This is a genomic window from Microbacterium sp. EG9, assembly GCF_059759475.1.
In genome coordinates, this window is the sequence record NZ_CM186217.1 from 2164400 (window position 1) to 2189943 (window position 25544).

Here is a 25544-nt window from a genome sequence, read left to right on the forward strand (position 1 = left end):
TGCGGACGTCGCGTATCGGTGAGCCGCGTCGCGGCGGATCGGCCGGTCAGTCGGCCACGACCGCGAGCGTCTGACGGGCGATCTCGAGCTCCTCGTTGGTCGGCACGACGAGCACCGTGACGCTCGAGTCGTCGGTCGAGATCGTGCGGATGCCGCGTTCGCGGGCCTCGTTGCGCTCCGCGTCGACACGGATACCGAGGAATCCCAGCGTCGCCAGGGCCTCCGCACGCACGAGCGGCGAGTTCTCCCCCACCCCGGCCGTGAACGAGATCACATCCACCCCGCCGAGCTGCGCGATGTAGGCGCCGATGTACGCCCGCAGCCGGTGGATGTAGACGTCGAAGGCGAGCATGGCCGCACCGGCGCCCTCCTCGCGGCGGTCCTCGATGTCACGCATGTCGGAGACACCGGCGAGACCGACCATGCCGCTGCGCTTGTTGAGGAAGTCGTCGAGGTCTCCGGGGCTCATCTCCTCACGCCGGGCGAGCACGAGCAGCACGGAGGGATCGAGGTCGCCGGAGCGCGTCCCCATCACGAGCCCCTCCAGCGGCGTCAGCCCCATCGAGGTGTCGACGGAGTGCCCGCCGTCGATCGCGGTGATCGAGGCGCCGTTTCCCAGGTGCAGCACGAGCTGCTTGAGCTCGCGCAGCGGCCGTCCCACATAGTCGGCGGCGGCCTCGCTGACGAACTTGTGGCTGGTGCCGTGGAAGCCGTAACGGCGGATGCGGTGCTTGCGCGCGATCGTCTGGTCGATCGCGTAGGTGTAGGCGGCCGGGGGCAGCGTCTGGTGGAACGCGGTGTCGAAGACCGCGACGTGCGGCAGGGCGGGGAAGGCCGCGCGTGCTGCGCGGATCCCCTGCAGCGCTCCGGGGTTGTGCAGCGGCGCGAGCACCGAGAGTTCGTCGATGTTGATCTCGACGAGGTCGTCGATGAGCGTCGGACGGAAGAAGCGCGCGCCGCCCTGGACGACGCGGTGGCCCACGGCCGACGGCGGGGTCTCGACGAGCGACGGGCCGTATTCCTCGAACGCGTCGAGCATCACGCGGAAGCCGGCGGTGTGGTCGGGGATGGGCAGCTCGCGCGTGTGGTCGGCATCCCCCGTCTTGTGCCGGGCCGACCCGATCTCCTGTCCGATGCGCTCGACGAGTCCCGATGCGAGCGCCGTCTGCGACTCGACGTCGACGAGCTGGTACTTGAACGACGAGGAGCCGCTGTTGATGACGAGGACGACGGTCATGCGTTGTTTCCCTGCTGCTGGTTCTGCGCCTGGATCGCGGTGATCGCGATCGTGTTGACGATGTCTTCGACCAGCGCACCGCGCGACAGGTCGTTGATCGGCTTGTTGAGCCCCTGGAGGACGGGGCCCATGGCGACCGCGCCCGCCGAGCGCTGCACGGCCTTGTAGGTGTTGTTGCCCGTGTTGAGGTCGGGGAACACGAACACGGTGGCCCGTCCGGCGACAGCGGAATCGGGCATCTTCGCCTTGGCGACGGCGGCGTCGGCGGCCGCGTCGTACTGGATCGGTCCCTCGACCAGCAGCTCCGGTGCGCGCTCGCGCACGAAGGCCGTGGCCTCGCGGACCTTGTCGACGTCCTCGCCCGAACCCGACTCGCCGGTCGAGTAGGAGAGCATCGCGATACGCGGGTCGATGCCGAACTGACGAGCGGTCGCGGCGGACGAGATCGCGATGTCGGACAGCTGCGTCGCCGTCGGATCGGGGATGACCGCGCAGTCGCCGTAGACGAGCACCCGGTCGGCGAGCGCCATGAGGAACACGCTCGAGACGACCGAGACGCCGGGCCGGGTCTTGATGATCTCGAAGGCGGGACGGATCGTGTGTGCCGTGGTGTGCGCGGCGCCCGAGACCATGCCGTCGGCCAGGCCGAGGTGCACCATCATCGTGCCGAAGTACGAGACGTCGGTGATGGTGTCGGCCGCCTTCTCGTACGTGATGCCCTTGTGCTTGCGCAGCTCCGCGTACTCCTCGGCGAAGCGGTGCACGATCTGGGGGTCGAAGGGGCTGAGCACCTGTGCGGCGCCGAGGTCGAGACCGAGCTCGACGGCCCGGCCGCGCACCTCGGCCTCGTCGCCGAGGATCGTGAGGTCGGCGATGCCGCGGGCGAGCACCGTCGCCGCAGCCTTGAGCACGCGGTCGTCGCCGCCCTCGGGCAGCACGATGCGCTTGCGTCCCGTGCGGGCGCGCTCCAGCAGCTGGTACTCGAACATGAGCGGCGTGACCACGGTGGAGTGGGCGAGGCCCAGCGCGCGCGTGAACTCGTCGGTGTCGACGTGCTGCTCGAACAGGGCCAGGGCGGTGTCGAACCGGCGCTGCGAGCCGGCCGCGAGACGACCCCGGGTGCCCATGACCCGCACCGCGGTGTCGTACGTGTCGAGGTCGGTCTGGATGATCGGCAGCGGCGAGTCGAGGCCGACCATCAGGTCCTGGACCGCCGGCGGCAGCGGGAACGGGCCGTTGAGGATGATGCCCGCGATCGACGGGAACGTCCCCGACGAGTTGGCCAGCAGCAGGCCCAGCAGCACCTCGGTGCGGTCAGCGGGGGCGATGACGATGGCGCCCTCGGTGAGTCGCGGAAGGATGTTGTTGAGCGACATGCCGGCGACGACGACGTCGAGCACCTCGCGCACGAGCAGGGCCTCGTCGCCGCGCAGCAGCGTGCCGCCGAGGGTCAGCATGATGTCGCGTACGGCGGGAGCGACGAGGAACACGTCCTCGGGGATGGACCACACGGCCACGTCGGCCTCGCGACTGCCGTCGACGGCCGGGATGTCGCGGACGACCTCGCCGATCGCCGCGTTGATCTCGTCCAGGTGATCGGGGTCGGCGCGGTTGGTGATCACGGCGAACAGCTCGGCGCGCTGGTGCGTGATGTCGGTGAGCGCGAGCGCGGTGAGCTGCGCCAGCTGCTGCGGCGTGCGCGCCTCGCTGACCCCGAGACGGTCGCCTTCGTGGCCGCGCCCGTTGAGCACGACGAGCACCGGCGCGCCGAGGTTCGCGGCGATGCGCGCGTTGTAGCCGAGCTCGCTCGTGGAGCCGACGTCGGTGAAGTCGCTGCCGACGACGACGACCGCGTCGCACTTCGCCTCGACGGCCTTGAACCGCTCGACGATGCGCGAGAGCGCGGCATCCGGGTCGTTGCGCACGTCGTCGTAGGTGACGCCGACCGCCTCCTCGTAGTCGAGGTCGACGCCGATGTGGTCGAGCAGCATCTCGAGCACGTAGTCGCGCTCGTCGATGGAGCGCGCGATGGCGCGGAACACCCCGACCCGCGGAGTGGAACGGCTCAGCGCGTCCAGCACTCCGAGAACGATCGTGGATTTTCCGGACAGGCCCTCGGTGGAGGTGATGTAGATGCTCTGCGCCACGGGTTCCAGCCTAGGCGGGGCCCCCGCGGGGCCGTGAGGGATCTGCCGGAGAAAACCTTCCGGCGGGACGGAAGCAGGGCGCGGTCACGGGTGGGCATGGCCATGTGCACCCGTCTCTGCGCTGCACGGCGCCACGACGCGATACCACCTCGCTTCAGGCGCGCTGGTTCCAGCCCGGATGCGTCAGCTCGGCGAGACTGATGCTGATCGTTCACATCTATGGAGTGGGGTCACGACACTTCGATCGCGCCGAGTCCGAACTCGTGAACGTATGAGGGAAGGTCGAGTCTGGATTGTCGAGACGTCGCGTAGACGGTCGCCGACCCAGAAACCGTCTCCAGTCGCGTATCGTCGACCTCCACCATCACCGTCCCAACGTCGACGTGCGGGAAGTCGTGACGGAAGCGCTCACCGACCAGGGCGACCGCGCTCTCTCGTGTGTCGGTGAGCGCGAGGGAATACCTGTCGCGCAACGTGGCGGAATCCTCGTGCCAGATGGTCCGCACTCCGAAGAGCGATACTCCCATGTACGGCAGCAGACGAGCGGCGTAAAGCTGCTGTTCGAGCGAAAACGGCCCCATCGCGACCGGACGCCGGCTCCCTGGGCCAAGAGGAATCAACGGGGCAGGCTCACGAACGAGCAGACGGGCTTCGATCCCTGGTCTCCTGATTCGCCAGTCGAGCAGCGTGGGGGTGAGCTCGTCGACCCCAACGGCGACACAGCCCCGCCCCACGCAAACAGTATCTGGGTCGTCGGCGAGCACCGCTTCGACACCTCGCTGGCCGCCGTCGAAGGCGAGAGCGAATGTGTATCGTGTGCTCTTGCCCAGCCTCTTCGCCTGTACCAGAGCGTAGATCTCACGGGTAGCCGGCACACTGGCGTCGAAGCCCTGGAGCGCGATCTCGTGGCGAAGCGCATCATCATCGGCGTTCACGTGCAACCAAACCTCTGTCCCGGAGGGCAATGCCCGTACCTGCTGCGGTAGGCACCAGTTCACGAACGTTCATCTGATGCCGACTTCACATGCTCCTACAGATCGCGATGCTGGCCGAGCTGCCCATCATCCGCGTCACCACCAAGCAACCTTTCCGAAACCGCGTGGTCGGCCAGACGTTGTGAGCGAGCGATTGACTCGAAGATTCACGCTCGGAAGACGAGGATCATCATCCCCCAAGGGAAGCAGGAACATCGCGAACAGGATAGTGAGCCACCCCTGCACATGTGTCTTAAAAACCCGGCACGCCGTCCAACCCTGCGATTCTCAGCACTAGCGCCGAGCGCCAGATCCGCACCACTTTGTCCGAGCGCACCGAGACGCTTACGATCCCGGGCACAGCAGGTCAGTGAAGCTCGGCCTGCTGAGCGAATGATTCACCTGCGCCCAGTGCCCGTCAGCATCATCCCACTCAACCGGCCCCAATACACCAACGACGGCCCACCACCCGCGAGCTGGTACTCCTGACCACTGACAGGTGCGACCTCAGCACTCTCCACGAGCCGCATGCCATCTACCGGTTCGTCGAGAACGATCACCTCACCGGACTCCAAGAACCACGGTCCCTCATACGCCGCAGCACGGCCCAGTCTGCGCCCGCACCGGAACTCGGACGCTCACCTCAAGACGGGTAGCCCTATCAGGGGAGCCGGATTCTTCTCTTCATCGTCGGAGGAGGCGGACATCGTCGACGGAAGCGGCGATGGCCGCGACTTTGCTCTCCTCGAGGACGGCGAAGAGTCCGAGGGCGCCTTCTCGCGTGGGCACGAAGTCGATCTTCTTCATACGGCGAAACGGGACGTTCGTCGGCCCCACGCTCTCAACGAGCTCCGCACGAACGGATGCGAGCCGACGAGCGAAGACGATACTGCCGATGGAGACTTTGCCGGGAATCGACGCCTCAGCCAATGAATTCTCTACAGATTGGGAATGGTCAAGCAAAGCAAGTACAGAACGACTGCCCCGACAGTCACGCCCGCAATGAGGAGGAAAATCAACACTCTGTCCGAGCCTGCAGCGAGTTCCGGCGCAAGGAGCACGAGCTGCACGACGGTCATCACCGCAACGGCAACGAACAGGGCCGAGCTGGCGACTAACTTTCGCATCAGGTCATCCTCAACCCGCCGGCTGCGTGGCCACTCGCAAGCTGCCTCGTCGCCGTTTCATCCCTCAATCCCCAATCAGTTGTCCGCACTGGAGACGTCCCCACCAGCGCCGAGCCTGAGAATCGAGGCGACCGCACGGCTGGCCTCGTCGACGCGGGTGTCTTTCGGTGGGAAGAAGAGCCTAACGCCACCGCCGATCAGGTAAGCGTCCCACACTCGTCCCTGCACATCGGTGACTCGCACGGCGCGAGCGTGCCCCGGCAGGGGGAGGAACCGAACGCTGGCTACGCTGACGATCCGATCGGACGGTAAGTCGATGAGCGGCACCCCATGTCGATCGATGATGCGCACACGCGACCTGTCCACATAGAGGACACCGGCGCCATCATCTCTCATCCCGCGTCGATCCTCGGGCCCATGAGGAAAGATGGCGACGGCCGCGAGAGCGAGCGCGAAATGCCCGGACTCCGTTGCGTTGCGCGCAACTCTCTGCACGATCTTTCGCGGCTTGATCTGCGACTGATAAATGAGGATTGCGGCAGAGCCGAGCAAGCCGAAGGCCCAGGCTACTTGAAGATAGTCCCCGCGAACGAGGCCGATGGAGAAGAGCGCCGCGCATGCCAGACCGCTACAGAGAAGCAGAAACAAGTACATCCACGCACCAATACGCGATGACGCCTTGACGAACTCGATACCGAGCATCAGCGCTTCTCTTTACGCGCGGGAGCCGGGAGGTTGACCAAGAGAAGTTTCCCTTCGACGATCTCCTACGCTCAACCGGCCGCTGGCGTCACACGCTGTATCGCGTCATCACGGCTCTTCTGCGCCGGTGAGATGTAGCTTAGCTGGGTCGACGGTGGTCGACCTCGGGGTGCCGCGCCCTGGGTCGAACCGTAGGACGTGCGCGTCGTGACAGACGGCGCTGCGGTGGTGGATGGCAACGCCGCAGGCACCGATCTATTCTTGCTGGTGCGAGGAGGAATGAGCGTTCTCATCGTCTGGCAGGCGAGAATTGAGGAGATCAGCCAAAGCCTCACAGGTGCGACGTCCGCACAATGTTGCGCGAAGCGGAACTGTCGAACCACGAGATCGGATTACGTCGATCATCCGCATCCCAAGATTCAGCCAAGACTCTGTGTCTGATGAACGATTCCACATACCCGAATAGGCAACGTCGTCAAAAATGAGCACGTCGACATAAGCAAACCGACGCGTACCTAGATACGATCGCACATAGACAGAATCGGCAGTCAACCACATCTTTGGGCGAAACGAGAACACGACAAGCAAAATCCCTACTGCCGCCGGCACAAAGAAGGCCATCATCGATCCAGAAGCCTGCCAGCCGAGCAAGCCACAGGTGATGAGCATCACCAAGACAAAAGCACTGAGCCGACGCGGAACGACGCCGACCCGACGCAGGACGCGCCGCACCTCAACAGGAACCTCAGAAGACGACACGTAGCCCTCTCCCAACGGAGCCAACACCGAGACGGCGAGCGACCGGTGTCGGCTTGAACATCTCGAGGGTCATCATGCCAGTCATGGTCTCCGCAGGTGTCCGCTGCCATTCCGTGCGGACTCGACAACGTGACTTCGTTGCCGCCACGTTGGCCGAACGGGTCATACGCCGCCACAGGGACCATGATCCCTGCAGCGTCCACCGCCCGCACACCGTCACCATCAGCGGTAACGACCGCACCTCCGCCCCGGCACCGGGAGAGGCACCGTCACGCCTCCCGGCGACGACACCACCCGCTCCTGCACGACGGCGTTGCCCACCCTGATCATCGCGGGAGCATCTCCCCCCACCCGTGAACCCGTATGTGACGGCTGTGGATACTCCGCCGATCGCCCGCGTGCGAGCGACGGGACCGCAGCACCGACGTCAATCCTTGTGATCGGCGGAACTGCGATGCGGTCCGGCCCTGCGGCGTCGGCTCGCCCGTATCGCCTCGTAAACCCCGAGGAGCCCGATGAACGCATACGCGCCGATGAGTGCCCACGGCGCCTCAAAACCCGAAGTGCCGATGTGGGCGAGCACGCTCGCTGGACCGGCGAGCAGCAGCCATGCAACGGCTCGCCCGCCGACGAGACCATGCTCCGGCGAGGACGACTGCCTTTGTCGCGCGCCCTCATCCTTCAAGACAACCGCCGTCCCCGGCACCAATACCAGAAGCCCTCATCCTTGCCTAACTCCGTGGGTGATTCAGAGGGGCTGTCGCGGCGGAACCGAGGGGTGCTCGACATCCGATCAGCACCGGTTCTCATCCTTCGTCCCGTCGGCGAGATGCACGAGCAGGCAGGATCACCCACTCGACGTAATGCTCGATCACTGTCAGGGCAACGACTACTGACATTCCGGCCAGTTTGGCCTCGACTGCTCCCGGGAGAACCGAAAGCAGCAAAGCCGGTAGCACCAGGTAAGGCCCGAAACGCTTCGCATACGACGTCAGGAACAGAAGCATGAGCAGAACATCATCCTCCCCTCGACGACCACCCTGGCCTCGTTTTCGCCACTGAGGGGTGCGTGGGGGCTCTGGTTGCTGCCATCCGCGACCGGGCGGATGACCTCGACCAAGCCCACGACGCGACGACGCCACGGCACCTGCAGCACCCCACCGGGCAAAAGAAAGACTCTCCGCGAACCCGGCAGAGCCCGGTTACCCTTGCTACGTTTCCGTCCTGGGGGAGTTGGCCTGGATGCCGTCTCGCGGAGAGCTACATGCGAGTTTACCCGACGTCGCGCCCGCGGCTCGCCAGCCGGGTTAGCATCGAGCAAGCACCGCCGCTGAGACAGGGAGACGCATGCCCGACCACCCGCTCACCGCCGCCACGTTCGCCCGGGCCGCCGAGGCGGTCGAGACCTCCGTCACGCGCGTGATCGACGGCAAGCCGGATGCCGTGCGCGCCGCGCTGGTCTGTCTGCTGGCCGAGGGCCACCTCCTCATCGAGGACGTGCCGGGGGTCGGCAAGACCATGCTGGCGCGGGCGCTGGCCTCCTCGATCGACGCGAGCGTGCGCCGCATCCAGTTCACCCCCGACCTTCTGCCGGGTGATGTGACCGGGGTCAGCGTCTACAACCCGGTGGACCGCGAGTTCGAGTTCAAGCCGGGGGCGATCTTCGCGCAGATCGTCATCGCCGACGAGATCAACCGCGCCTCCCCCAAGACCCAGTCCGCTCTCCTGGAGGCGATGGAGGAGCGTCAGGTGACCGTCGACGGCACCAGCCACCGGCTGGCCGATCCGTTCCTCGTCGTCGCCACGCAGAACCCCCTCGAGATGGAGGGCACCTACGCACTTCCGGAGGCGCAGCGCGACCGCTTCATGATGCGCATCTCCATGGGCTATCCGGATGCCGCGAGCGAAGCGCTCATGCTCCGCCAGCGCGAGACCGTCAACCCGCTCGACGGGGTGGCCCCCGTGCTCGGCGCCGCCGATGTGCGCGCCCTGATCGCGTGGGCACGCGGGGTGCACGTCTCCCCCGCCGTCGAGGAGTACACCGTGGGGCTCGCGCGCGCCACGCGCGAGCACCCGGATCTGCGGCTGGGCGCGAGTCCGCGCGCCACCCTGCAGCTGGTGCGCGCCGCCAAGGTGCGCGCCGCGCTCGACGGCCGCGAGTTCGTCATCCCCGACGACGTGGCCGCGCTCGTCGAACCGGTCTTCGCCCATCGCCTCATCGCCGCCCGCGGCACCGCGTCGGCGCGGGGGCGCTCGTCGGCCGACACCATCGCCGCCGTCCTGCGCGCGATCGTCGGGTCGGTGCGAGTGCCGCTGGCCACCCGCTGAGGCCGGTCGTGTCCGGCTGGCCTCTGACCGCGCGCGGCACCGGTGCGGTGCTGCTCGCGGCGGTGTGCGGGTTCCTCGCGCAGCGCTTCGGCATCGCCGAGCTCGCCTATGTCGGCGCGCTCCTCGCGATCGTCGTCGCCGTCAGCGCGGCGACGCTGTACCTGGTGCCCCGCTCGGCGCGCGTCTCCCGCTCGTTCTCACCCGACGTGGCGCCGGTCGGCACCGACGTCCGCGTGCGCCTCCGCGTGCGCACCCGATCCTCCCTCCCCTCCAGCGAGGGCCGTTGGCGCGACCGACTGCCGGACGGCATCGACGCGAGCCCCGACGCCACCGCCGCGGGGCCGGCCGGCGTGTTCCCGGCGACCGCCTCCGCCGTGGCCGGCACTGAGGGCGTCGAGCTCGTCTACTCGGCGCGAGCGATGCGCCGCGGCATCCGCACGGTCGGGCCCCTCTCCGTCGTCTCGACCGATCCCTTCGGCTTCACCCGCCGGCGGCGCTCGGTCGGTGACGGCTCTCCGCTCGTGATCGTGCCGGAGGTCGTGGAGCTCGGGCCGCTGAGCGATCTGCCCGGCGACGCCGGCGGCAGCACCCGCAGCGTCGTCGACCGTCTCGGGCAGGGGGCCGACAACCTCATCCCGCGCACCTACGCACCGGGCGACTCGATGCGCCGCATCCACTGGCGCGCCAGCGCCCACCGCGACGAGTTGATGGTGCGACAGGAGGAGCAGGAGACGACGCCCGAGGCCGTCGTCGTGCTCGACCGCGGCGCACCCCGCTGGCCCGTCGAGGCGGCACGCGCCCCGGGAGGCGACCCGGGCTTCGAGATCGCCGTGTCGGCATGCCTGTCCGCGACGGCGCTGCTGGTGCGCGAGGGCTACCTCGTGACGGTGATCGACGCGGACGGCGCCGTGCTGGCCGATCCCATCGAGGGCGGCGACGGCGGCGGTGTCGAGCAGCTGGCCATCGCGCTGGCGACCGTGACGGCACGACGCGACCTCCCCCTCGACGCGCTGGTGCGCCTGTTCACGGGTATCTCTGCCGGTCCCGTCGTGCTCGTCACCGGCGCGATCGACGACGCGGATGCCGCGGCGCTGGCTGCGCTGCCCCATCACAGCACGCTGCCGGTGCTTCTGACCGTGGCGGTCTCCGAGGCGGCGCGTGCTCGCGCCGTCGACACCGGGTGGCGGCTCGGCGTCATCGCTCCGGGCGCCGACCTCGCATCGGCGTGGTCGGATGCCGTCGCCGCGACCAGCACACGAGGAGGCGGCCGTGCCGTCGCCTGAGGGCCGCCGGCGGCGGACGGCGCAACGCGGAGAGCTGCGGCTCTCCCTCGCTCTGTGGCTGGGACTGCTCGCCACCCTCGTGCCGCTCACGCGCGTCGTGCAGAGCGGCTCGTGGCTGTGGGGCGCGGCCGGCCTGCCGCTGGCGCTCCTGACGATCGGCTACGTGCTGCGCCGGCTGCGGGTCGCGGCGACCGTGGTGACGCTCATCGAGCTCGCGGTGTGGACCGGCGCCGTCACGGCCGTCTTCTTCCCCCGCGATGCGCTCCTCGGCGTCATTCCGACGGGGACGCTCGTCGAGGCGGTGCCGCGCATGATCGCCGCGGCATCCACGTCGATCGCCGACGGCATCGCTCCGCTGACGGCGACGACGCCGTTGACCTTCGTGATCGTCGCCTCGCTCGGGCTGCTGACGATCGCGCTCGACCATGTCGTCGTGACGGCGCGGATGCCGCTGCTGGCGAGCGTCGCGCTGGTCGCCGTGTGGCTGATCCCCGCGATCGCCGTGCCCGCGGGCGTCGACGTCGTCGCCTTCGTGCTGCTGGCCGTCGCGGTGCTCGTGTTGATCCGAGCGGAGACGCGCACCCGCGAGTCGCGGGCGCCGCGTCGGGCGGGAGGCGTCTCCGCCGTCGCGGTGACCATCGGCGCGGTGGCGATCGTGACGGCGCTCGCGCTCGGGCCGACGATCCAGGCGGCCACTCCGGCGGCGGGCCCCGGCACGGCCACCATGATCGACCCCTCGTTGGATCTCGGCGCCGACCTGCGCCGCCAGAGCGATGCGACCGTGCTCACGATGCGCAGCGACAGCTCCGTCGTGCCCTACCTCCGCGTCGCGACGCTCTCCGTCTTCGACGGCGCCGTCTGGCAGCCCGATCGCACGAGCACGGTCGATCTCGGCGGCGAGCCGCTGGAGGGTCTCGAGGTGGGCCCCGACATCGCCGTCGCGCAGGAGCGCACGACCATCACCGTCAAGAACCTGGCCACGGCCTACGCGCCCGTCCCCTACGCGGCCGCGCAGGTCGACGGCCTCATCGGGTCGTGGCGGTTCGTGCCGTACAACCGCACGGTCATGGGCTCCCAGGGCGCGACGCAGGGGCAGGAGTACACCGTCCTCGCGGATGTCGCCCGCCCCACCCTCGAGCAGATCCGCGCGACCTCCGCGGGCGGCACCGGGCTGCGGATCGAGGTCGACTCGGTGCCCGCCGACACCCCGCCGATCATCGGCGCGCTCGCCCGCGAGGTCACGGCATCGGCGACCACCGACTACGACAGACTCATCGCCCTGCAGGACTGGTTCCGCGGCCCCGCGTTCACCTACTCGCTCGACGCTCCCGTGCAGGAGGGCTTCGACGGCCAGGGATCGGATGCGGTCGCCGCGTTCCTCGAGGCCAAGACGGGCTACTGCGTGCATTTCGCGGGCGCGTTCGCGCTGATGGCGCGAAGCCTCGGCATGCCCACCCGCATCGTCGTGGGCTTCCTTCCGGGCGCGTTCACCGGTCAGGTCGTCGACGGCGAGCGCGTCGTGAACGTCACCGGCAGCCAGCTGCACGCGTGGCCCGAAGTGTACTTCCGCGGGATCGGCTGGGTGCCGTTCGAGCCGACGAAGAGCCTCGGCACGGCGACACGGTTCCAGAGCGCCGCGTCGAGCGGCACCGACGCGCCCACGAGCGCGCCGACCGCGTCGCCGACCGCCGCGGCCACGACGGCTCCCACCGACAGCGTGAACGGTCCGGCCGAGACCGCGCCCGCGGATGCCGCCGGTGCCGGGGCGGCCCTCATCGATCCCCGGCCGGTGCTCGGCGTCGCCGCCGCCGTGATCGTCCTGGCGATCCTGCCGGCCGCGGCCGGCGCCGCGCGGAGGATGCTCCTCCGGCGCCGCGCCAGTGTGGCCGCCGCCTGGCGGCTCGTGCAGGACACCGCGATCGACGCAGGCGTGCCCGTGTCGTCGTCCCAGACGCCGCGGGCCTTCGGCGCCGTGCTCGTGGCGTCGGCCGACGCGCCGCCCGATGCCGTGTCCCGGCTGGTCTCCGCGGTGGAGCGCGCGAACTACGCCGCGGGAGCGGGGGCGGATGCCGGTGCGCGCGCCGTCGAGGACGCTCTCGGCATCCGCGCCGCGATGCTCGCCGCGATGACTCCCGCTCGGCGCGCGCGGGTGATCGCGCTGCCCCGCTCGCTGCTCATCCGGCCCGGGTCGGCCTTCGCCGACCGCGACGCCCCGGCCTGATCGGGACCGGGGCGTCGCGGGGCGAGAGCCGAGGGGTCAGCTCCGCGACAGTGCCGGGGCGCTCTCGGCGTCGTCCGCCGAGTCGTCCGCGAAGGGCTCCCCGTCGCGGGGCGCGTCGTAGAGCGCGCGGTCGAGGATGCCTTCGCGCTTCGCGACGATCGTCGGAACGAGCGCCTGCCCGGCGACGTTCACCGCGGTGCGGCCCATGTCGAGGATGGGATCGATCGCGAGCAGCAGTCCGACGCCTTCCAGCGGCAGGCCGAGCGTGGACAGCGTGAGCGTCAGCATGACCGTCGCGCCCGTCGTCCCCGCCGTCGCGGCCGATCCGACCACCGACACCAGCGCGATGAGCAGGTACGACACGATGTTCAGCTCGATGCCGAAGAACTGCGCGACGAAGATCGCGGCGATGGCCGGGTAGATCGCGGCGCAGCCGTCCATCTTGGTCGTCGCGCCGAGCGGCACGGCGAACGACGCGTACTCGCGCGGCACCCCGAGGTTGCGCTCGGTCACCCGCTCGGTCAGCGGCAGCGTGCCGATCGACGACCGCGACACGAAGCCGAGCTGGACGGCCGGCCACACGCCGGAGAAGTACTGCTTGATCGACAGCCCGTGGCTCTTGATGAGGATCGGGTACACGACGAACAGCACCAGCACCAGGCCGGCGTAGACGGCGACCACGAACCACACGAGCGTGAGCAGCTTGTCCGTGCCGTACTGCACCACCGCGGACGCGATGAGCCCGAGGGTGCCGAGGGGCGCGATGCGGATGATCCACCACAGCACGCGCTGGACGATCTTCAGCGACGACTGCGTGAACGCCACGAACGGTTCCGCGCGGGCGCCGATCTTCAGCGCCGCGATGCCGACGGCCACCGAGACCACGATCACCTGGAGGACGTTGAAGCCCACCGTCGACGTCACGGCGCCGGTGGCGGCATCCGCGGAGCTCGAGACGGTGAGACCGAGGACGTTCTGCGGGATCAGGCCCTTGAGGAAGTTCCACCAGGTGCCGACCGTGTACGGGTCGGCGGTGGTCAGCTGGTCGTGCGCGACGCGGTTGCCGGGCTGGATCGTGACGCCCAGGACGATGCCGATCGTCACCGCGATCAGCGCCGTGATGCCGAACCAGAGCAGCGTCTGCCCGGCCAGGCGTGCGGCGTTCGTGACGTTACGCAACTGGGTGATGCTCGCGACGATGGCGAGGAAGATCAGCGGCACGACGGCCGCCTTCAGCAGCGTGACGTACCCGTTTCCGATGGTCGACAGCGTCGCCGTCAGTCCGTTCGGGCCTCCCGCGGCATCCGGACCCAGGTTCAGCGCGAGGACGCCGAGCAGGATGCCGGCGATCAGCGCGATCGTGATCTGGAAGCCGAACGACCGGTAGAACGGCTTCTTCGGCTTGGGCGGACGCGCGGCGGGCGCGGTGGTGCTGGTGGAACTCATGAGGGGGATATCTCCAGATTGACGGATGCCGGGTGGAGCGGCGGCCGCGGCGGCGACCACGGAGGATCACCCGACTCGTGAGGCCAACCTCGTCCTCATCCACCGTATTCCCGCGCGCGATGGACGACGACCGCAGCGTCGCGACCATCCGGTCAGTCCGCGGTGAAGAGAATCGTCGTCGTTCCCGCAGAGATCGTGAGTGTCTTCTCGCTTCGCACCCACTGCATGTCGGTCGTGAAGACGCCTTCCGTCCAGGTCTGCTCTCCCGCCCTCGTCACGTCGCACGCCTTCGTCGTCGACGTCGCCTCACCAGGGACGATGACATCCGCGTGCAATGCGATGGGGATGTTCAGCGTGTTGCAAGGAGTTCCGACCACCAGCGTGGGGGTGTCGTTGACGTACTCGGCGTGCAGGGTGATCGAGCCCCCGGCGACCCATTCCACGGGTTCCCCGTTCTCGGTGGCACCCGTCGAACTGAAGTCGTCGCACCCCAGGGTTCCTTCCAGGCCCCCTTGACACTCTTCTCCGGACGGCGGGGTGCTCGGCGCCGACTGCTGGGGATGACTGCACGCCACCACCCCTAGCAGGATGACGGGCAGAAAATCGGACGACAGGGCGAGTTTCCTTCGCACGTGGTGCTCCTCTGCGTTCGAATACTTGTCAGGAGGTCAGCAGCGAGGCACCCGGCAGGAAGTTCAGCGCTGGGATCGCGCCCTCCGCGTCCGGGAGGCCCCGGAATGACGATGAGCCCCACCATGGAGAGGTGGGGCTCATCTCGGAGCGGAAGTGACAGGATTTGAACCTGCGAGGCGAGTTACCCCGCCTACATGGATTCCAGCCATGCTCCTTAGGCCGCTCGGACACACTTCCGCCGACGATCCTATCAGCCGCGGGGAAGCCTCGATGTCGACCGAGGGTCAGGACGGCAGCGGGATGCGCCGGGTCCGATCGCCGAGATCCCACGGCTCGGTCCAGCCGAGGCGGTCGAACAGCGCGTCGAGCAGCATCGCCGTGAAGCCCCACACCAGGTGCCCCTGAACCTCGAACGCCGGTCCGCGCCAGACGCGGCTGTTGCGCTCGATCACGGTGACGGCGCGGTTGCGCGGGTCGAGCAGGTCCGCGACGGGGGCGCGGAAGACCGCGGCCGACTCGGCGTCGTCCACGACGCGGACGGGCGACGGATGCCGCCACCACCCGAGCACGGGCGTGACGAGGTGACCGGAGAACTCGAGGGGAACCGAGGGAAGCGCCCCCAGCACCTCCACGCCCGCGGGGTCGAGCCCCGTCTCCTCCTCCGCCTCGCGCAGCGCGGCCGCGATCGGACCGGCATCCCCGGGGTCGAGACGACCGCCGGGAAAGGCGACCTGGCCGGGGTGGGCACGCAGCGTCGTGGCACGCTCGAGCAGCAGCACATCGAGCTCGCGCGAGACCGCGGCATCCTGCGCGTCGTGCGCACTGGGCACCGCGTCCAGCACGCCGAACAGGATGAGCACGGCGGCGGGCCGCGCCGATGCCGGCGCGGGCAGCTCGCGCAACGGTACGCTCCAGCCCTCGCCGCCGGTGGCGAGCGCGATCAGCTCGGCCCGTGCTCCCCCGCCCGCGGGATCGAGAGCAGGTTCTGAGGGCACCCGTTCAGGCTACGGCCTCACGGCGGCGAACGGCGCGGGGGCGGGCTCGCCCGTCGATAAGGTGGAGCGGTGAGCTCGCCTGCGCCGCGCATCGGCATCGTCGTGACGGACGCCTACTCCGACGAAGACCCCGACCACGACACCCCGCTGCTGCTCGACGCTCTTCGCAGCCGCGGCGCCGCGGCGGACGCCGTGGTCTGGCATGACGATCGCGTCGACCTCGCCGCGTTCGACCTGCTCGCGATCCGATCGCCGTGGGACTACCCCGAGCGTCCCGCGCAGTTCCAGGCATGGCTCGACCGCGCCGAGGCGTCCACGCGTGTCGTGAACGCCCCCGCGACCATGCGCTGGAACCTCGACAAGCACTATCTGGCCGAGCTGGACGGCGCGGGCATCCGCGTGGTGCCGACCGCCTACGCGCGGAGCGTCGACGAGGCCCGCGCGGCCCTCGGCGCCCACGAGCGCGTCGTCGTGAAGCCGTCGGTGTCGGCGGGGGCCCGCGACACCGGGCTGTTCGACGCCGCCGACCCGGGGGCGCTCGCCCTCGCCGCACGGATCATCGACGGCGGCGGCACGGCGATGATCCAGCCCGAGGTGGCGGAGCTCTCGCGCGGATGGGAGAAGGCCCTCTACCTCGTCGACGGCGTCTTCACCCACGCGATCTCGAAGGGTGCGCTGCTGGAGGTGGGCGGCGGTCTCATCGGCGGCGTGTACGCGGAGCATCCCGAGCAGGTCCCCGCGTTCGACGACGAGATCGCCTTCGCGACCGAGGTCGTGCGCGCGGTGCAGACCGTGACCGGCGGACCCCTCCCCCTGTACGCCCGCATCGACACGGTGCGCTCGCGCCGCTACGGGCTCGTGCTGCTGGAGGTCGAGCTCGTCGAGCCCGCCCTGAACCTGCACGTGGCGCCGCACGCGACGCCCGCGGTCGTCGACGCGCTCCTGCGCGCCGCCGCGCGCTGACGCGGCGGCCTCACCGTCGGGGTCGACCCGACCGCGGCAGCAGCGTCATCACGAGCGGCACGACGGATGCCGCCATCAGCACGGTTCCGAACACCCCGTCCGTGGCGCGCAGCAGGATGCCGGCGATCAGGAGGATGCCGAACACCATCGCCGTGAGCCCTCGCGAGGCGATCCGCTCCAGACGGTCCAATCGCCGCTCCAGCCGCGACATGTCGACGGCGACCGTGCCCTCCTCGAAACCCGTGATGAGGCCGTCGAGACGCCCCGGCAGCCGCCACGAGGTGGCCAGCACCTCGCCGACCTGGGCGAGGGCGTCCTTGACGACGTTGCCGCCCTCGTCGCGCAGCACCTGGCCGGCGAACGGTTCGACGCTCTCCCAGATGTTGAACTCGGGGTCGAGCGTGCTGCAGACGCCCGACGTCAGCGAGATCGCGCGGATGATCAGCAGGAAGTTCTCCGGCAACTGGAACGGAAGGGTCCGCACAACGTCGCCGAACTCCTCCGCGAAGTCGCGGAACTCGCGCGGATCGACCTCGCGCAGCTGCGCGAAGCCCATCCCGCCGAAGCGCGCGAACAGCTTCGCGTAGGCGCGCTCGAGGTCACGGGTGTCGGCGCCGGGCAGGAGCGCACCGACGTCGAGGATGCCCTGGACCAGACGCTTGCTGTCGCGCGCGGCGACGGCCAGCAGCACGGTGCGCAGCCCCGAGCGCAGCCGCGTGTCGACCGTGCCCATCATCCCGAAGTCGATGAAGGTGAGCGTCCAGGGCGGCGCCGCGGCATCCGCCGACGCCGGTCGCGGCGTGACGAACACGTTGCCGGGGTGGGGGTCGGCGTGGAAGAAGCCCGTGCGGAACAGCTGGGTGAACATCGTCGTCGCGAAGGCGTGCGCGACCTCGGACGGGTCGATCCCCGCGGCGCGCAGGGCGTCGACGTCGGAGATCTTGATCGCCGTGACGTCCTCGAGCGTGAGCACCTTGCGGGTCGAGCGCTCCAAGACTACCTCCGGGACGGCGACCCGGGCATCGGCGGCGGTGTCGGCGGCGAAGCGCTCGGCGTTCTGCGCCTCGTGGAGATAGTCGATCTCCTCGAGGGAGGTCGCCGCGAACTCCTCCGCGAGCGCCGGGGCGTCGACCCGGTCGGACACCAGCCGCACGCGGCTCAGCCAGCCCGCGACACGGCGGAGGGCGGCGAGGTCGACCTCGACGATCTCATCGATCCCGGGCCGCTGCACCTTGACGATCACCGCGCCGTAACCGGTGAGCGTCGCATCGGCCGGCGTGAGCCGCGCGCGGTGCGCCTGCCCGAGGGATGCCGCCGCCACCGGCGACTCGTCGAACCAGGCGAACGCCCGTTCGAGGGGCACGCCCAGCTCGGCCTCGGCGGCCGCGCGGATCAGCGCGAACGGCACCGGCGGCACCTCGTCCTGCAGCCCTTCCAGCTCCTGCGTGATCTCCGGCGGCAGCACGTCCAGCCGCGACGACATGAACTGCCCGACCTTGATCATCAGGCCGCCGAGGTCGACGGCGAGCGCGTGGAAGCGGCGTGCGATGCGCTGCATCCGGGCGCTGCGCGAACGTTCGGCCAGCCGGCGCAGCCCGACGCGCGGGAGGAACAGGTCGTACCACCAGGTCTGCGCCAGCGACAGTGCGGCGAAGCGGAGGATGCGCCGGTATCGCGCGCGGGACCCGGACGGCACGCCGGTCAGTCCTGCGCGAGGAGGGCGTAGATGCGGCGACGCGCCTCGTCGAGCACATCCACGGCCTGCTGCACCTGCGCGGGCGTGCCGGTGCGTCCGACCTGGGCGACGGCCTGCGCGAGCTCGAACCCGGCCTTGGGCAGCGCGCTCATGCGCCCGCCGTCGCGCTGGCCCGGCGTCTCCCACGGCGCCGTCCGCTCCGCGGCCGCGTCGGCCTCGGCGCGACCCGCGTCGGTGAGGCTGTAGGTCTTGCGCCCGTTCGCCTCCTCGGCGGCGATCAGGCCCTCATCGGCGAGCATCTGCAGGGTCGGGTACACCGAGCCCGCACTGGGCTTCCACGCCCCGCCGCTGCGCTGCTCGATCTCCTGGATGATCTGGTAGCCGTGCATGGGCTGTTCGGCGAGCAGCGCGAGCACCGCCGCGCGCACGTCCCCGCGTCCCATGCGCGGGCCGGTGCGCTGCTCGAACGACGCGCGGAGGTTCTCCATCACGTCCCACATGCCGCCCGGGCCCCCGCCGAACGCTCCCGCGCCGAACCCGCGCCCGCCGAAGCCGTGGGCTCCCGGCCGGCGTCCGCCGAAGTCTGCACCTGCGAATGAGTCGTTCATGATGCCTCCCGATGTCGCGTCGACGATTCGACGATAGTCAACGATATATCGTTCGTCTGTGTGCGGGCTTGGAATCCGAGCAGCGGCGCGGGCGGCGCGACGCGGTCTCAGCCGAGGAACTGCAGCGGATCGAACTCCTCGATCGGGATGACCCGCACCCGCGGCAGGACGGCGTCGAACGCGTGCACGTCGTACTCGAGGTCGAAGAACTCCAGGCCCGGCACGGCGGCGAACTCGCTGCTGCGGAACTCGTGGAATCCGATGAGGCCCACCCGCCGCTCCTCGCCGGCGAGGACGGCGAGGTCGTCGACGAAGTCGCGGTCGTGGCTGACGAGCACGACGTCGCCCCCGCGATCGCGAAGCGCGCGGAGGGTCCGCTGGATCGCCAGATCGACCACCTTCGCGTCGCTCGGACCCGACAGCGGCACGGGCGTGTAGCCGAGCGCGAGCAGCGCCTGCACGAACGGCATCGGCAGGTGCGTCGAGGCGTTGAGGAAGAACAGCCCGCGCACCGGCTGCTGCCACCGCTCCTCGAGGAACCCGAGGAGGCGGTCCCAGCGCGGTCGCTCGTCCGGTTGCGGTCGACGACCGAGGATCGATCCGCCGAGCGTGGCGTCGATGTTCTCACCGTCGACGAGGATCCAGCTGGTCCGTTCCGTCACGTTGCCTCCCTCGGCATCCACGCGTCCTCTCGCGGTCCGCGCCCCTCGACCGTAGCAGCGGGCACGGAGCGGGCGGCGATCAGTCGTCGCCGCGGGCGAAGGCGCCACGCAGGAAGAAGAACACGATCACGGCGACCACGAGCACGACGCCGATCTTCGCGATGAACCACAGCACGCTGAAGACCACGTTCACCAGCACCCACGCGATGAGGATCGCCACGACGACCCCGACGACGGTCCCGAGAGTGCTCCTGCTCATGGTTCCAGCGTAGACGCTGACGCGCGCGGGCGACCGGGATGCCGCGGCTCGGAGCTCAGCGCCGAAGCGCCGACGCGATGGGGGTCGCGCCCGCGTTGAAGCGGATCGTCCGCCCGACGGTCGACGGCTCGTCGATCACCGCGGCGATCACGGCCGCGACGTCGGCGCGCGACACCGATGCGCTCCGTTCGGCATCCACGTCGATGAGCCCCGTCGGCGGGTCGAGCGTCAGCGCCGACGGCGCGACGATCGTGTAGGCGAGGCCGCTGGCGCGCAGGTGCTCGTCCGCGGCGGCCTTGGCCTCGGAATACGCGTAGAACCCGTCCTCGGGGTCGACGCCGTGATCGGGCCCCGCGCCGAAGTACGACACCATCACGAAGCGAGAGACCCCCGCGGCACGCGTGGCGTCGATCGTGCGGATCGCCGCGTCGCGGTCGACCGCGTAGGTACGGGCGGCGTCTCCCCCGCCCGCGCCCGCCGACCACACGACGACGTCGAAGCCGCTCACGAGCCCGGTGAGCCGGTCGAGGTCGAAACGCTCGACATCCGCGACGAGCGGGTGCGCGCCGGTGGCGGAGACCTCGTCCTCGTGGGCGGGGTTGCGGATGACGGCGGTGACCTCGTGGCCCCGGTCGGCCAGGAGCGGCTCGAGGAGCAGGGCCACCTTGCCGTGTCCGCCGATGAGCAGGATGCGCGCCATGGTCAGTCCTCCGGTCGTCGCTGCGGTGACTCCAGCGTACGCGCCGCCGCCTACGCTGGAGCCATGACCGCAACGACTCCCCTCGTCCTCGTCGCCAACGCCGCGGACGGCTCGATCTCGACCTTCCGCCTCGCCGACGGCGCCCTCGAGCGGCTCGCCGTCACCGAGGGACTGACCGGATGCTCGACCTTCGCCGTCGACGCCGCGCGCGACCTGGTCTACGCGGCGGTCAAGGGCGAGCCCGCCGGGATCGTGACCCTCGCGCTCGATCGCGAGAGCGGTCGGCTGACGACGGTGTCGCGGCTCGACCTGCCGGGCGGCGGCATGAACTACCTGGCGCTCACGCGGGACGGCACCGCCCTCCTGGGCGCGAGCTACGGCGGCGGCTACGGCATCAGCTGCCCCGTCGCGGACGGCTCCGTCGGCGCGCCGGTCTCGCGGATCGCCTACCCGAACCTGCATTCCGTGCTCGCCAGCGCCGACGGCCGCTTCGCGTACTTCGTCTCGCTCGGAGCCGACCTCGTCGCCCAGTACGCCCTCGCCGACGACCTCTCGCTCGTCCCGCTCGAGCCCGCGACCGCCGCGGCCCCGGCCGGCAGCGGCCCGCGCCACCTGGTGCTCAACGACGCGCAGGATGCCGTGTACGTGCTGACCGAGTTCTCCGGCGAGGTGCTGCACTACCGCCGCGACACCGCCGCGGGAACGCTCGAGCTCGTGGGCGCGGCATCCGCCTTCGACCGGTCGAAGGGCCTCGGCCACAGCGAGTTCGGCGCCGACCCGCTCGCCCATCACTACATCTGGGGCGCCGACCTGCACTGGGGCACCGACGGCGCGGTGCTGTGGGCGTCGGAGCGCACCGAGAGCACGCTGGCCGCGGTGCCGGTCGCCGCGGACGGGACGGTCGCGGATGCCGAGTCGTTCACCGTGACCGAGCAGCAGCCTCGCGGCTTCGCCACGGGCCTCGGGGGGCGTTACCTCGTCGCGGCCGGGGAGAAGTCGACGACCGTCACGCTCTACGCGGTGGACGGCGCGCAGCTCGAGCGCCGCCAGCGCGCCGAGACCGGCCGCGGCGCGAACTGGGTGCGCTTCGTCGAGTGACCGCCGGTTCGTCCGTCCCGTTCCGCCGCTTCCGCGCCGCCGTGGCGACCACGCGGGACGGATGAACGCGGTCAGAGACCGACCATCTCCGCACTGCGCTCCCACAGGCGCGCCGCCATCACCGGATCGGCGGCGAGCGGCGAGGTCCGGGCCGGGCGGTTGGCCTCGTAGTAGCCGCCCGACTCCCAGTCCAGACCGGGCTTGCCGAGCGCCAGCCAGGCCAGTCGCGCGCCGCCGATGTCCACCGACGTCAGCAGCCGGCTGGTGACCGGGTTCGTGTACAGGAACCGCCAGGCGCCCTTCGCGGTCGACGCGAAGCTGCTGCCGATCACCCCCGGGTGGAAGGCGGCCGCCGCGACCCCGTCGCCGCCCCAGCGCCGGGCGAGCTCCTTCGTGAACAGCACGTTCGCCAGCTTCGCGTTTCCGTAGGCCGCACTGGCGGAGTAGCGCCGTTCGGCGTTGAGGTCGTCGATGTCCCAACGGGCGAAGCGGCGTGCGGCGACGCTCGAGGTCTGGATGACCGAGGCTCCGCTGTCGACCAGGCGCTCGCGCAGCAGGTTCGTGAGCAGGAACGGCGCGAGGTGGTTGGTCTGGAACGTCGCTTCCAGGCCGTCGACCGTCACCGTGCGGTCGCCGAAGATGCCGCCGGCGTTGTTGGCGAGCACGTCGATGCGCGGATGCGCGGCGAGCAGCTCGTCCGCGAGGGCGCGCACCTCGGCGAGCACGGCGAAATCGGCGATATGGAACGGCATGCCCAGCTCGCCGGCGACCTGCTGCGTGCGACGCCGGTCACGGCCGACGATCACCACGCGCTGCCCGGCCAGCACCAGCTGACGCGCGGCGGCGGCGCCGATGCCGCTGCTGGCCCCCGTGATGACGATCGTGCGGGCTGCGGCATCCTCTGTCATGGGTCGCGAGTCTACGCGTCAGCGCACGCGGGCGCGTTCGTCCGTCCCGTCGTGCCGCCACGCCGCCGGCACAGCGACCTCGCCGGACGGATGGACGGGTGCGACCGGGCGGCGGCGTTCGATCGCGACGTTCCACGCGCCGAGCGCGAGCACGATCGCGGCGGCGACGGCGGGCACGACCATCGCGACGCCCACCGACACCTGCTCGGCCAGCCAGCCCGTGAACGCGGCCGACAGCGCCTGCGCCAGCGTCAGCGCCGAGCTCAGCAGCGTCATGGTCGTCGCCGAACGGCCCTGCGGCGCGCGGTGGCCGGCGAGGGAGAACAGCGTCACGAGGGTCGGCCCCACGCCGAGCCCCATCACCAGCAGCCACACGGCCACGGCGCCCAGTCCCGCCGCGTTCGCGTACCCGATGGATGCCGCGGTCAGCACGGCCGCGAACGCCAGCCACCGGTGACGCAGCGCGAAGCGCGCGGGAAGCAGCACGACGCCGAGCGCGAGGACGGCCGAGCCGATGCCCATCAGGCCGTAGAGCAGACCGGCCTGCGCCTCGTCTCCCGCGTCGCGGGCGACGGCGGTCAGCGAGGTGAGCGTGGAGCCGAAGAACATGCCGACGGCGAAGGTAGCCGCGACGAGGACGAGCAGGGGCCGCGTCAGGACCGCGCGGAACGAGGCGCGCTCCGCATCGGCGTCGGCGCGGCTCTGCAGCATCCGGGCCGTGGGGTGCAGCGCGAAGGCGAGCACGAACCCGAAGCTCAGGGCGGCCGCGATCGCGATGGGCGCCCACGGCGCGATGAGGGCGGCGAGGATGCCGACGAGGAACGGGCCGATCACGAACGCGGTCTCATCCGCCGCCGACTCGTACGACATCAACCGCGCCGTGGTCGTCGTGCGGCGCTCCGGGGCGATGCGGGCCGCGACGATCGCGAGCAGGCGGCTGCGCGACATCGCGGCGGCCTGCGGACCGGTGAGCCCGATCGCGAGGGCGGCGGCGAGGACCACCCCTTCGGGCATCCCGCCGGTCGCGACGAGGGGGAACACGGCCAGCAGCAGACCGTTCGCGAGGCCGATCGGGACGAGCACACGGCGCTGGCCGTGGCGGTCGACGAGGTCGCCCATGATCGGACCGGCGATGACGACGCCGATGCCGACGGCCGCCGAGGTCAGCCCGCCGAAGCCGACGGAGCCGGTGGCGTGGACGACGAGCATCAGCACGCCGACGGTCATCATCGCGAACGGCAGACGCGCGATGAAGGCGATCGGCCAGTACGACCAGCCGGTGTGCGCGATCAGCGACTGCCGACCGCGTGCGGTCGAGGGGTGGTGCACAGAATCCTCCGGGGACATCGGCTCGTTATTCACGTGCCGCCTTGCCCTCCGAATGGATCCGGGGCCGCGTTCCCGCCGCGACGTCGCGGCCGGATGGCTGGGTGGAGCAGGTAGATGCACTTCGCGTCCCCGTCGGGGACACAGCGCTTCAGTGTACCCGATGCGACCCGTCGGAGGCGAAGAACGCCGCCGCCACCCGCGTGAGGGCGTGGAGATCCGCCGTCCCGGCGAGCTCCCGCGCGGAGTGCATCGAGAGGATCGGGATGCCGACGTCGACCGTCCGGATGCCGAGACGCGTCGCCGTGATCGGGCCGATGGTCGACCCGCACGGCACGGCGTTGTTCGAGACGAACTCCTGCGAGACGACCCCGGCCGCGTCGCACCAGCCGTGCCAGGCGGCGGCGCCCGCGGCATCCGTCGCGTAGCGCTGGTTCGCATTGATCTTGAGGATGGGGCCGCTGCCGAGCACGGGCTGGACGACCGGGTCGTGCTTGTCGGGGTAGTTCGGGTGCACCGAATGGCCGACGTCGCTCGAGACGCACCAGGATGCCGCGAGCGCCCGCAGCTGCTGGTCGCGATCGGCGCCGAGCCCGAGCTGGATCCGCTCGATGACGTCGGCGAGGAACGGCCCCGCCGCCCCGGAGCGGGTCGCGGAGCCGACCTCTTCGTGGTCGAACACGGCGAGCATCGCGATGTGGTCGGCGTCGGTGTCGGCAGCGGCGAGGGCGACGACCCCGGCGTGCACGGAGGCGAGGTCGTCGAGGCGTCCGCTCGCGAAGAACGCGTCGTCCTTGCCGAAGACCGCGCCCGGGGCCGCGTCGGCGGTGACGACGTCGTAGCCGCGGATGCGCGCGGCATCCACGCCGGCCGCGGCGGCGAGCTCGCCGAGCAGATCGGCGGATGCCGCGTCGCCCAGTCCCCACACGGGCTGGGTGTGGGCCTGCTTGTTCAGGGCGAGGTGGTCGTTCGCCTCGCGGTCGAGGTGGATCGCGAGCTGCGGCAGGCGCAGCAGGGGCCCGGTGGCGGCGAGCGCGGTCGTGCCGTCGTCGAGGACGAGGCGGCCGGCGAGGCGCAGCTCGCGGTCGAGCCACGAGTTCAGCAGCGGTCCGCCGTAGATCTCGACGCCCGCCTGCAGCCAGCCGAGGCGGCCCGTCGTGGGCTTCGGCTTGAGCTTGAAGGCCGGCGAGTCGCTGTGCGCACCGAACACGCGCACCGGCGTCGCGGCGTCCGCCCGTGTGGGCACGATCCACGCGATGACGGCGCCGTCGCGGACGACGAGGTGCTTGCCGCCGGCAGCGTGCGGCCACGCCTGGTCCTCGGCGAGTGCCGTGAACCCGGCATCCCGAAGCCGTCGCGCGACCTCCGCGGCGGCGTGGAAGCTGGACGGCGAGGCGGCGACGAACGCGGCCAGATCCTCGGCGTGGGCGCGGATCGCGGTGGAGTCGGGCATCGTCTCAGCGTAGTTCGCG

Annotated in this window: 23 protein-coding genes, 1 tRNA gene and 1 other RNA gene; 5 read left to right on the forward strand and 20 right to left on the reverse strand. The window is 70.4% G+C overall.

All coding sequences use genetic code 11. The features are described 5' to 3' along the window. Window positions 1-46 precede the first annotated feature (46 nt). The 8 genes from AC6CQV_RS10195 to ffs all read right to left on the reverse strand — a co-directional run bounded on the left by AC6CQV_RS10195 (window position 47) and on the right by ffs (window position 8211). Window positions 47-1237: an acetate/propionate family kinase gene (locus AC6CQV_RS10195; RefSeq protein ID WP_101305791.1), complete on the reverse strand. Its 1191-nt coding sequence runs from the start codon at window positions 1235-1237 to the stop codon at window positions 47-49. Then, window positions 1234-3384, reverse strand: a complete 2151-nt coding sequence (gene pta, locus AC6CQV_RS10200; RefSeq protein ID WP_498259397.1) for a phosphate acetyltransferase — start codon at window positions 3382-3384, stop codon at window positions 1234-1236. The genes AC6CQV_RS10195 and pta overlap by 4 nt, the downstream gene beginning before the upstream one ends. Before the next feature lie 230 nt (window positions 3385-3614). Continuing rightward, window positions 3615-4319 carry a hypothetical protein gene (locus AC6CQV_RS10205; RefSeq protein WP_498259398.1) on the reverse strand — a complete coding sequence of 235 codons (705 nt, stop codon included), beginning with the start codon at window positions 4317-4319 and terminating at the stop codon, window positions 3615-3617. 977 nt (window positions 4320-5296) lie between these two features. Beyond that, the gene (locus tag AC6CQV_RS10210) at window positions 5297-5485 is read right to left on the reverse strand and encodes a hypothetical protein (protein WP_498259399.1); all 189 of its coding nucleotides are present in this window, start codon (window positions 5483-5485) and stop codon (window positions 5297-5299) included. A gap of 75 nt (window positions 5486-5560) precedes the next feature. Further along, window positions 5561-6187 carry a hypothetical protein gene (locus AC6CQV_RS10215; RefSeq protein ID WP_498259400.1) on the reverse strand — a complete coding sequence of 209 codons (627 nt, stop codon included), beginning with the start codon at window positions 6185-6187 and terminating at the stop codon, window positions 5561-5563. A gap of 255 nt (window positions 6188-6442) precedes the next feature. Further along, the gene (locus tag AC6CQV_RS10220; protein WP_498259401.1) at window positions 6443-6946 is read right to left on the reverse strand and encodes a hypothetical protein; all 504 of its coding nucleotides are present in this window, start codon (window positions 6944-6946) and stop codon (window positions 6443-6445) included. Window positions 6947-7752: 806 nt separating this feature from the next. Further along, window positions 7753-7953: a hypothetical protein gene (locus AC6CQV_RS10225; RefSeq protein ID WP_498259402.1), complete on the reverse strand. Its 201-nt coding sequence runs from the start codon at window positions 7951-7953 to the stop codon at window positions 7753-7755. A 161-nt stretch (window positions 7954-8114) separates the two neighbouring features. Next, an RNA gene (ffs, locus tag AC6CQV_RS10230) (signal recognition particle sRNA small type) lies at window positions 8115-8211 on the reverse strand. Between the two features lie 82 nt (window positions 8212-8293). Here ffs and AC6CQV_RS10235 point away from each other — a divergent pair. Genes AC6CQV_RS10235 through AC6CQV_RS10245 form a run of 3 tightly spaced genes read left to right on the forward strand, consistent with a single transcriptional unit; the run spans window position 8294 to window position 12778 of the window. Continuing rightward, on the forward strand, window positions 8294-9274 hold the full coding sequence (locus AC6CQV_RS10235; protein WP_101305789.1) for an AAA family ATPase: 981 nt from the start codon (window positions 8294-8296) through the stop codon (window positions 9272-9274). An 8-nt stretch (window positions 9275-9282) separates the two neighbouring features. After that, window positions 9283-10557, forward strand: a complete 1275-nt coding sequence (locus AC6CQV_RS10240) for a DUF58 domain-containing protein (protein WP_498259403.1) — start codon at window positions 9283-9285, stop codon at window positions 10555-10557. Further along, entirely contained in the window at window positions 10544-12778 is a 2235-nt protein-coding gene (locus AC6CQV_RS10245) for a transglutaminase TgpA family protein (protein ID WP_498259404.1), read from the forward strand. Before AC6CQV_RS10240 ends, AC6CQV_RS10245 begins: the two co-directional genes overlap by 14 nt. Before the next feature lie 36 nt (window positions 12779-12814). Here the strand turns inward: AC6CQV_RS10245 and AC6CQV_RS10250 are convergent, their stop codons facing one another. The 4 genes from AC6CQV_RS10250 to AC6CQV_RS10265 all read right to left on the reverse strand — a co-directional run bounded on the left by AC6CQV_RS10250 (window position 12815) and on the right by AC6CQV_RS10265 (window position 15852). Next, window positions 12815-14224 carry a dicarboxylate/amino acid:cation symporter gene (locus AC6CQV_RS10250; protein ID WP_082734188.1) on the reverse strand — a complete coding sequence of 470 codons (1410 nt, stop codon included), beginning with the start codon at window positions 14222-14224 and terminating at the stop codon, window positions 12815-12817. 152 nt (window positions 14225-14376) lie between these two features. Further along, complete coding sequence (locus tag AC6CQV_RS10255; protein ID WP_498259405.1) at window positions 14377-14667, reverse strand: hypothetical protein; 291 nt, start codon at window positions 14665-14667, stop codon at window positions 14377-14379. Window positions 14668-15005: 338 nt separating this feature from the next. Next, a tRNA-Ser gene (locus tag AC6CQV_RS10260) sits at window positions 15006-15094 on the reverse strand. A gap of 47 nt (window positions 15095-15141) precedes the next feature. Next, window positions 15142-15852, reverse strand: a complete 711-nt coding sequence (locus tag AC6CQV_RS10265) for an NUDIX hydrolase (RefSeq protein ID WP_498259406.1) — start codon at window positions 15850-15852, stop codon at window positions 15142-15144. Window positions 15853-15921: 69 nt separating this feature from the next. Here AC6CQV_RS10265 and AC6CQV_RS10270 point away from each other — a divergent pair, with 69 nt between their 5' ends. Then, the gene (locus AC6CQV_RS10270; protein WP_498259407.1) at window positions 15922-16815 is read left to right on the forward strand and encodes an ATP-grasp domain-containing protein; all 894 of its coding nucleotides are present in this window, start codon (window positions 15922-15924) and stop codon (window positions 16813-16815) included. Between the two features lie 10 nt (window positions 16816-16825). Here AC6CQV_RS10270 and AC6CQV_RS10275 read toward each other — a convergent pair whose 3' ends face one another. The 5 genes from AC6CQV_RS10275 to AC6CQV_RS10295 form a co-directional block, all read right to left on the reverse strand. Continuing rightward, the gene (locus tag AC6CQV_RS10275; RefSeq protein ID WP_498259408.1) at window positions 16826-18511 is read right to left on the reverse strand and encodes an ABC1 kinase family protein; all 1686 of its coding nucleotides are present in this window, start codon (window positions 18509-18511) and stop codon (window positions 16826-16828) included. Window positions 18512-18516: 5 nt separating this feature from the next. Beyond that, window positions 18517-19119, reverse strand: coding sequence for a PadR family transcriptional regulator (locus tag AC6CQV_RS10280; RefSeq protein ID WP_498259409.1), 603 nt, complete (start codon window positions 19117-19119; stop codon window positions 18517-18519). Window positions 19120-19226: 107 nt separating this feature from the next. After that, window positions 19227-19781 carry an NYN domain-containing protein gene (locus tag AC6CQV_RS10285; RefSeq protein WP_060960013.1) on the reverse strand — a complete coding sequence of 185 codons (555 nt, stop codon included), beginning with the start codon at window positions 19779-19781 and terminating at the stop codon, window positions 19227-19229. 79 nt (window positions 19782-19860) lie between these two features. Next, window positions 19861-20040 carry a hypothetical protein gene (locus AC6CQV_RS10290; protein ID WP_060959994.1) on the reverse strand — a complete coding sequence of 60 codons (180 nt, stop codon included), beginning with the start codon at window positions 20038-20040 and terminating at the stop codon, window positions 19861-19863. Between the two features lie 55 nt (window positions 20041-20095). Continuing rightward, window positions 20096-20740 carry an NAD(P)H-binding protein gene (locus AC6CQV_RS10295; RefSeq protein WP_498259410.1) on the reverse strand — a complete coding sequence of 215 codons (645 nt, stop codon included), beginning with the start codon at window positions 20738-20740 and terminating at the stop codon, window positions 20096-20098. A 63-nt stretch (window positions 20741-20803) separates the two neighbouring features. Between AC6CQV_RS10295 and AC6CQV_RS10300 the strand changes: the two genes are divergently transcribed. Then, window positions 20804-21838, forward strand: coding sequence for a lactonase family protein (locus AC6CQV_RS10300; protein ID WP_060959992.1), 1035 nt, complete (start codon window positions 20804-20806; stop codon window positions 21836-21838). Between the two features lie 71 nt (window positions 21839-21909). On the opposite strand, the gene AC6CQV_RS10305 is transcribed toward AC6CQV_RS10300, so the two are convergent. The 3 genes from AC6CQV_RS10305 to AC6CQV_RS10315 form a co-directional block, all read right to left on the reverse strand. Then, complete coding sequence (locus AC6CQV_RS10305; protein WP_498259411.1) at window positions 21910-22746, reverse strand: SDR family NAD(P)-dependent oxidoreductase; 837 nt, start codon at window positions 22744-22746, stop codon at window positions 21910-21912. Between the two features lie 18 nt (window positions 22747-22764). Continuing rightward, window positions 22765-24075: an MFS transporter gene (locus AC6CQV_RS10310; RefSeq protein WP_498259412.1), complete on the reverse strand. Its 1311-nt coding sequence runs from the start codon at window positions 24073-24075 to the stop codon at window positions 22765-22767. Between the two features lie 148 nt (window positions 24076-24223). Next, window positions 24224-25525, reverse strand: coding sequence for a M18 family aminopeptidase (locus tag AC6CQV_RS10315; RefSeq protein ID WP_498259413.1), 1302 nt, complete (start codon window positions 25523-25525; stop codon window positions 24224-24226). Window positions 25526-25544: the final 19 nt, after the last annotated feature.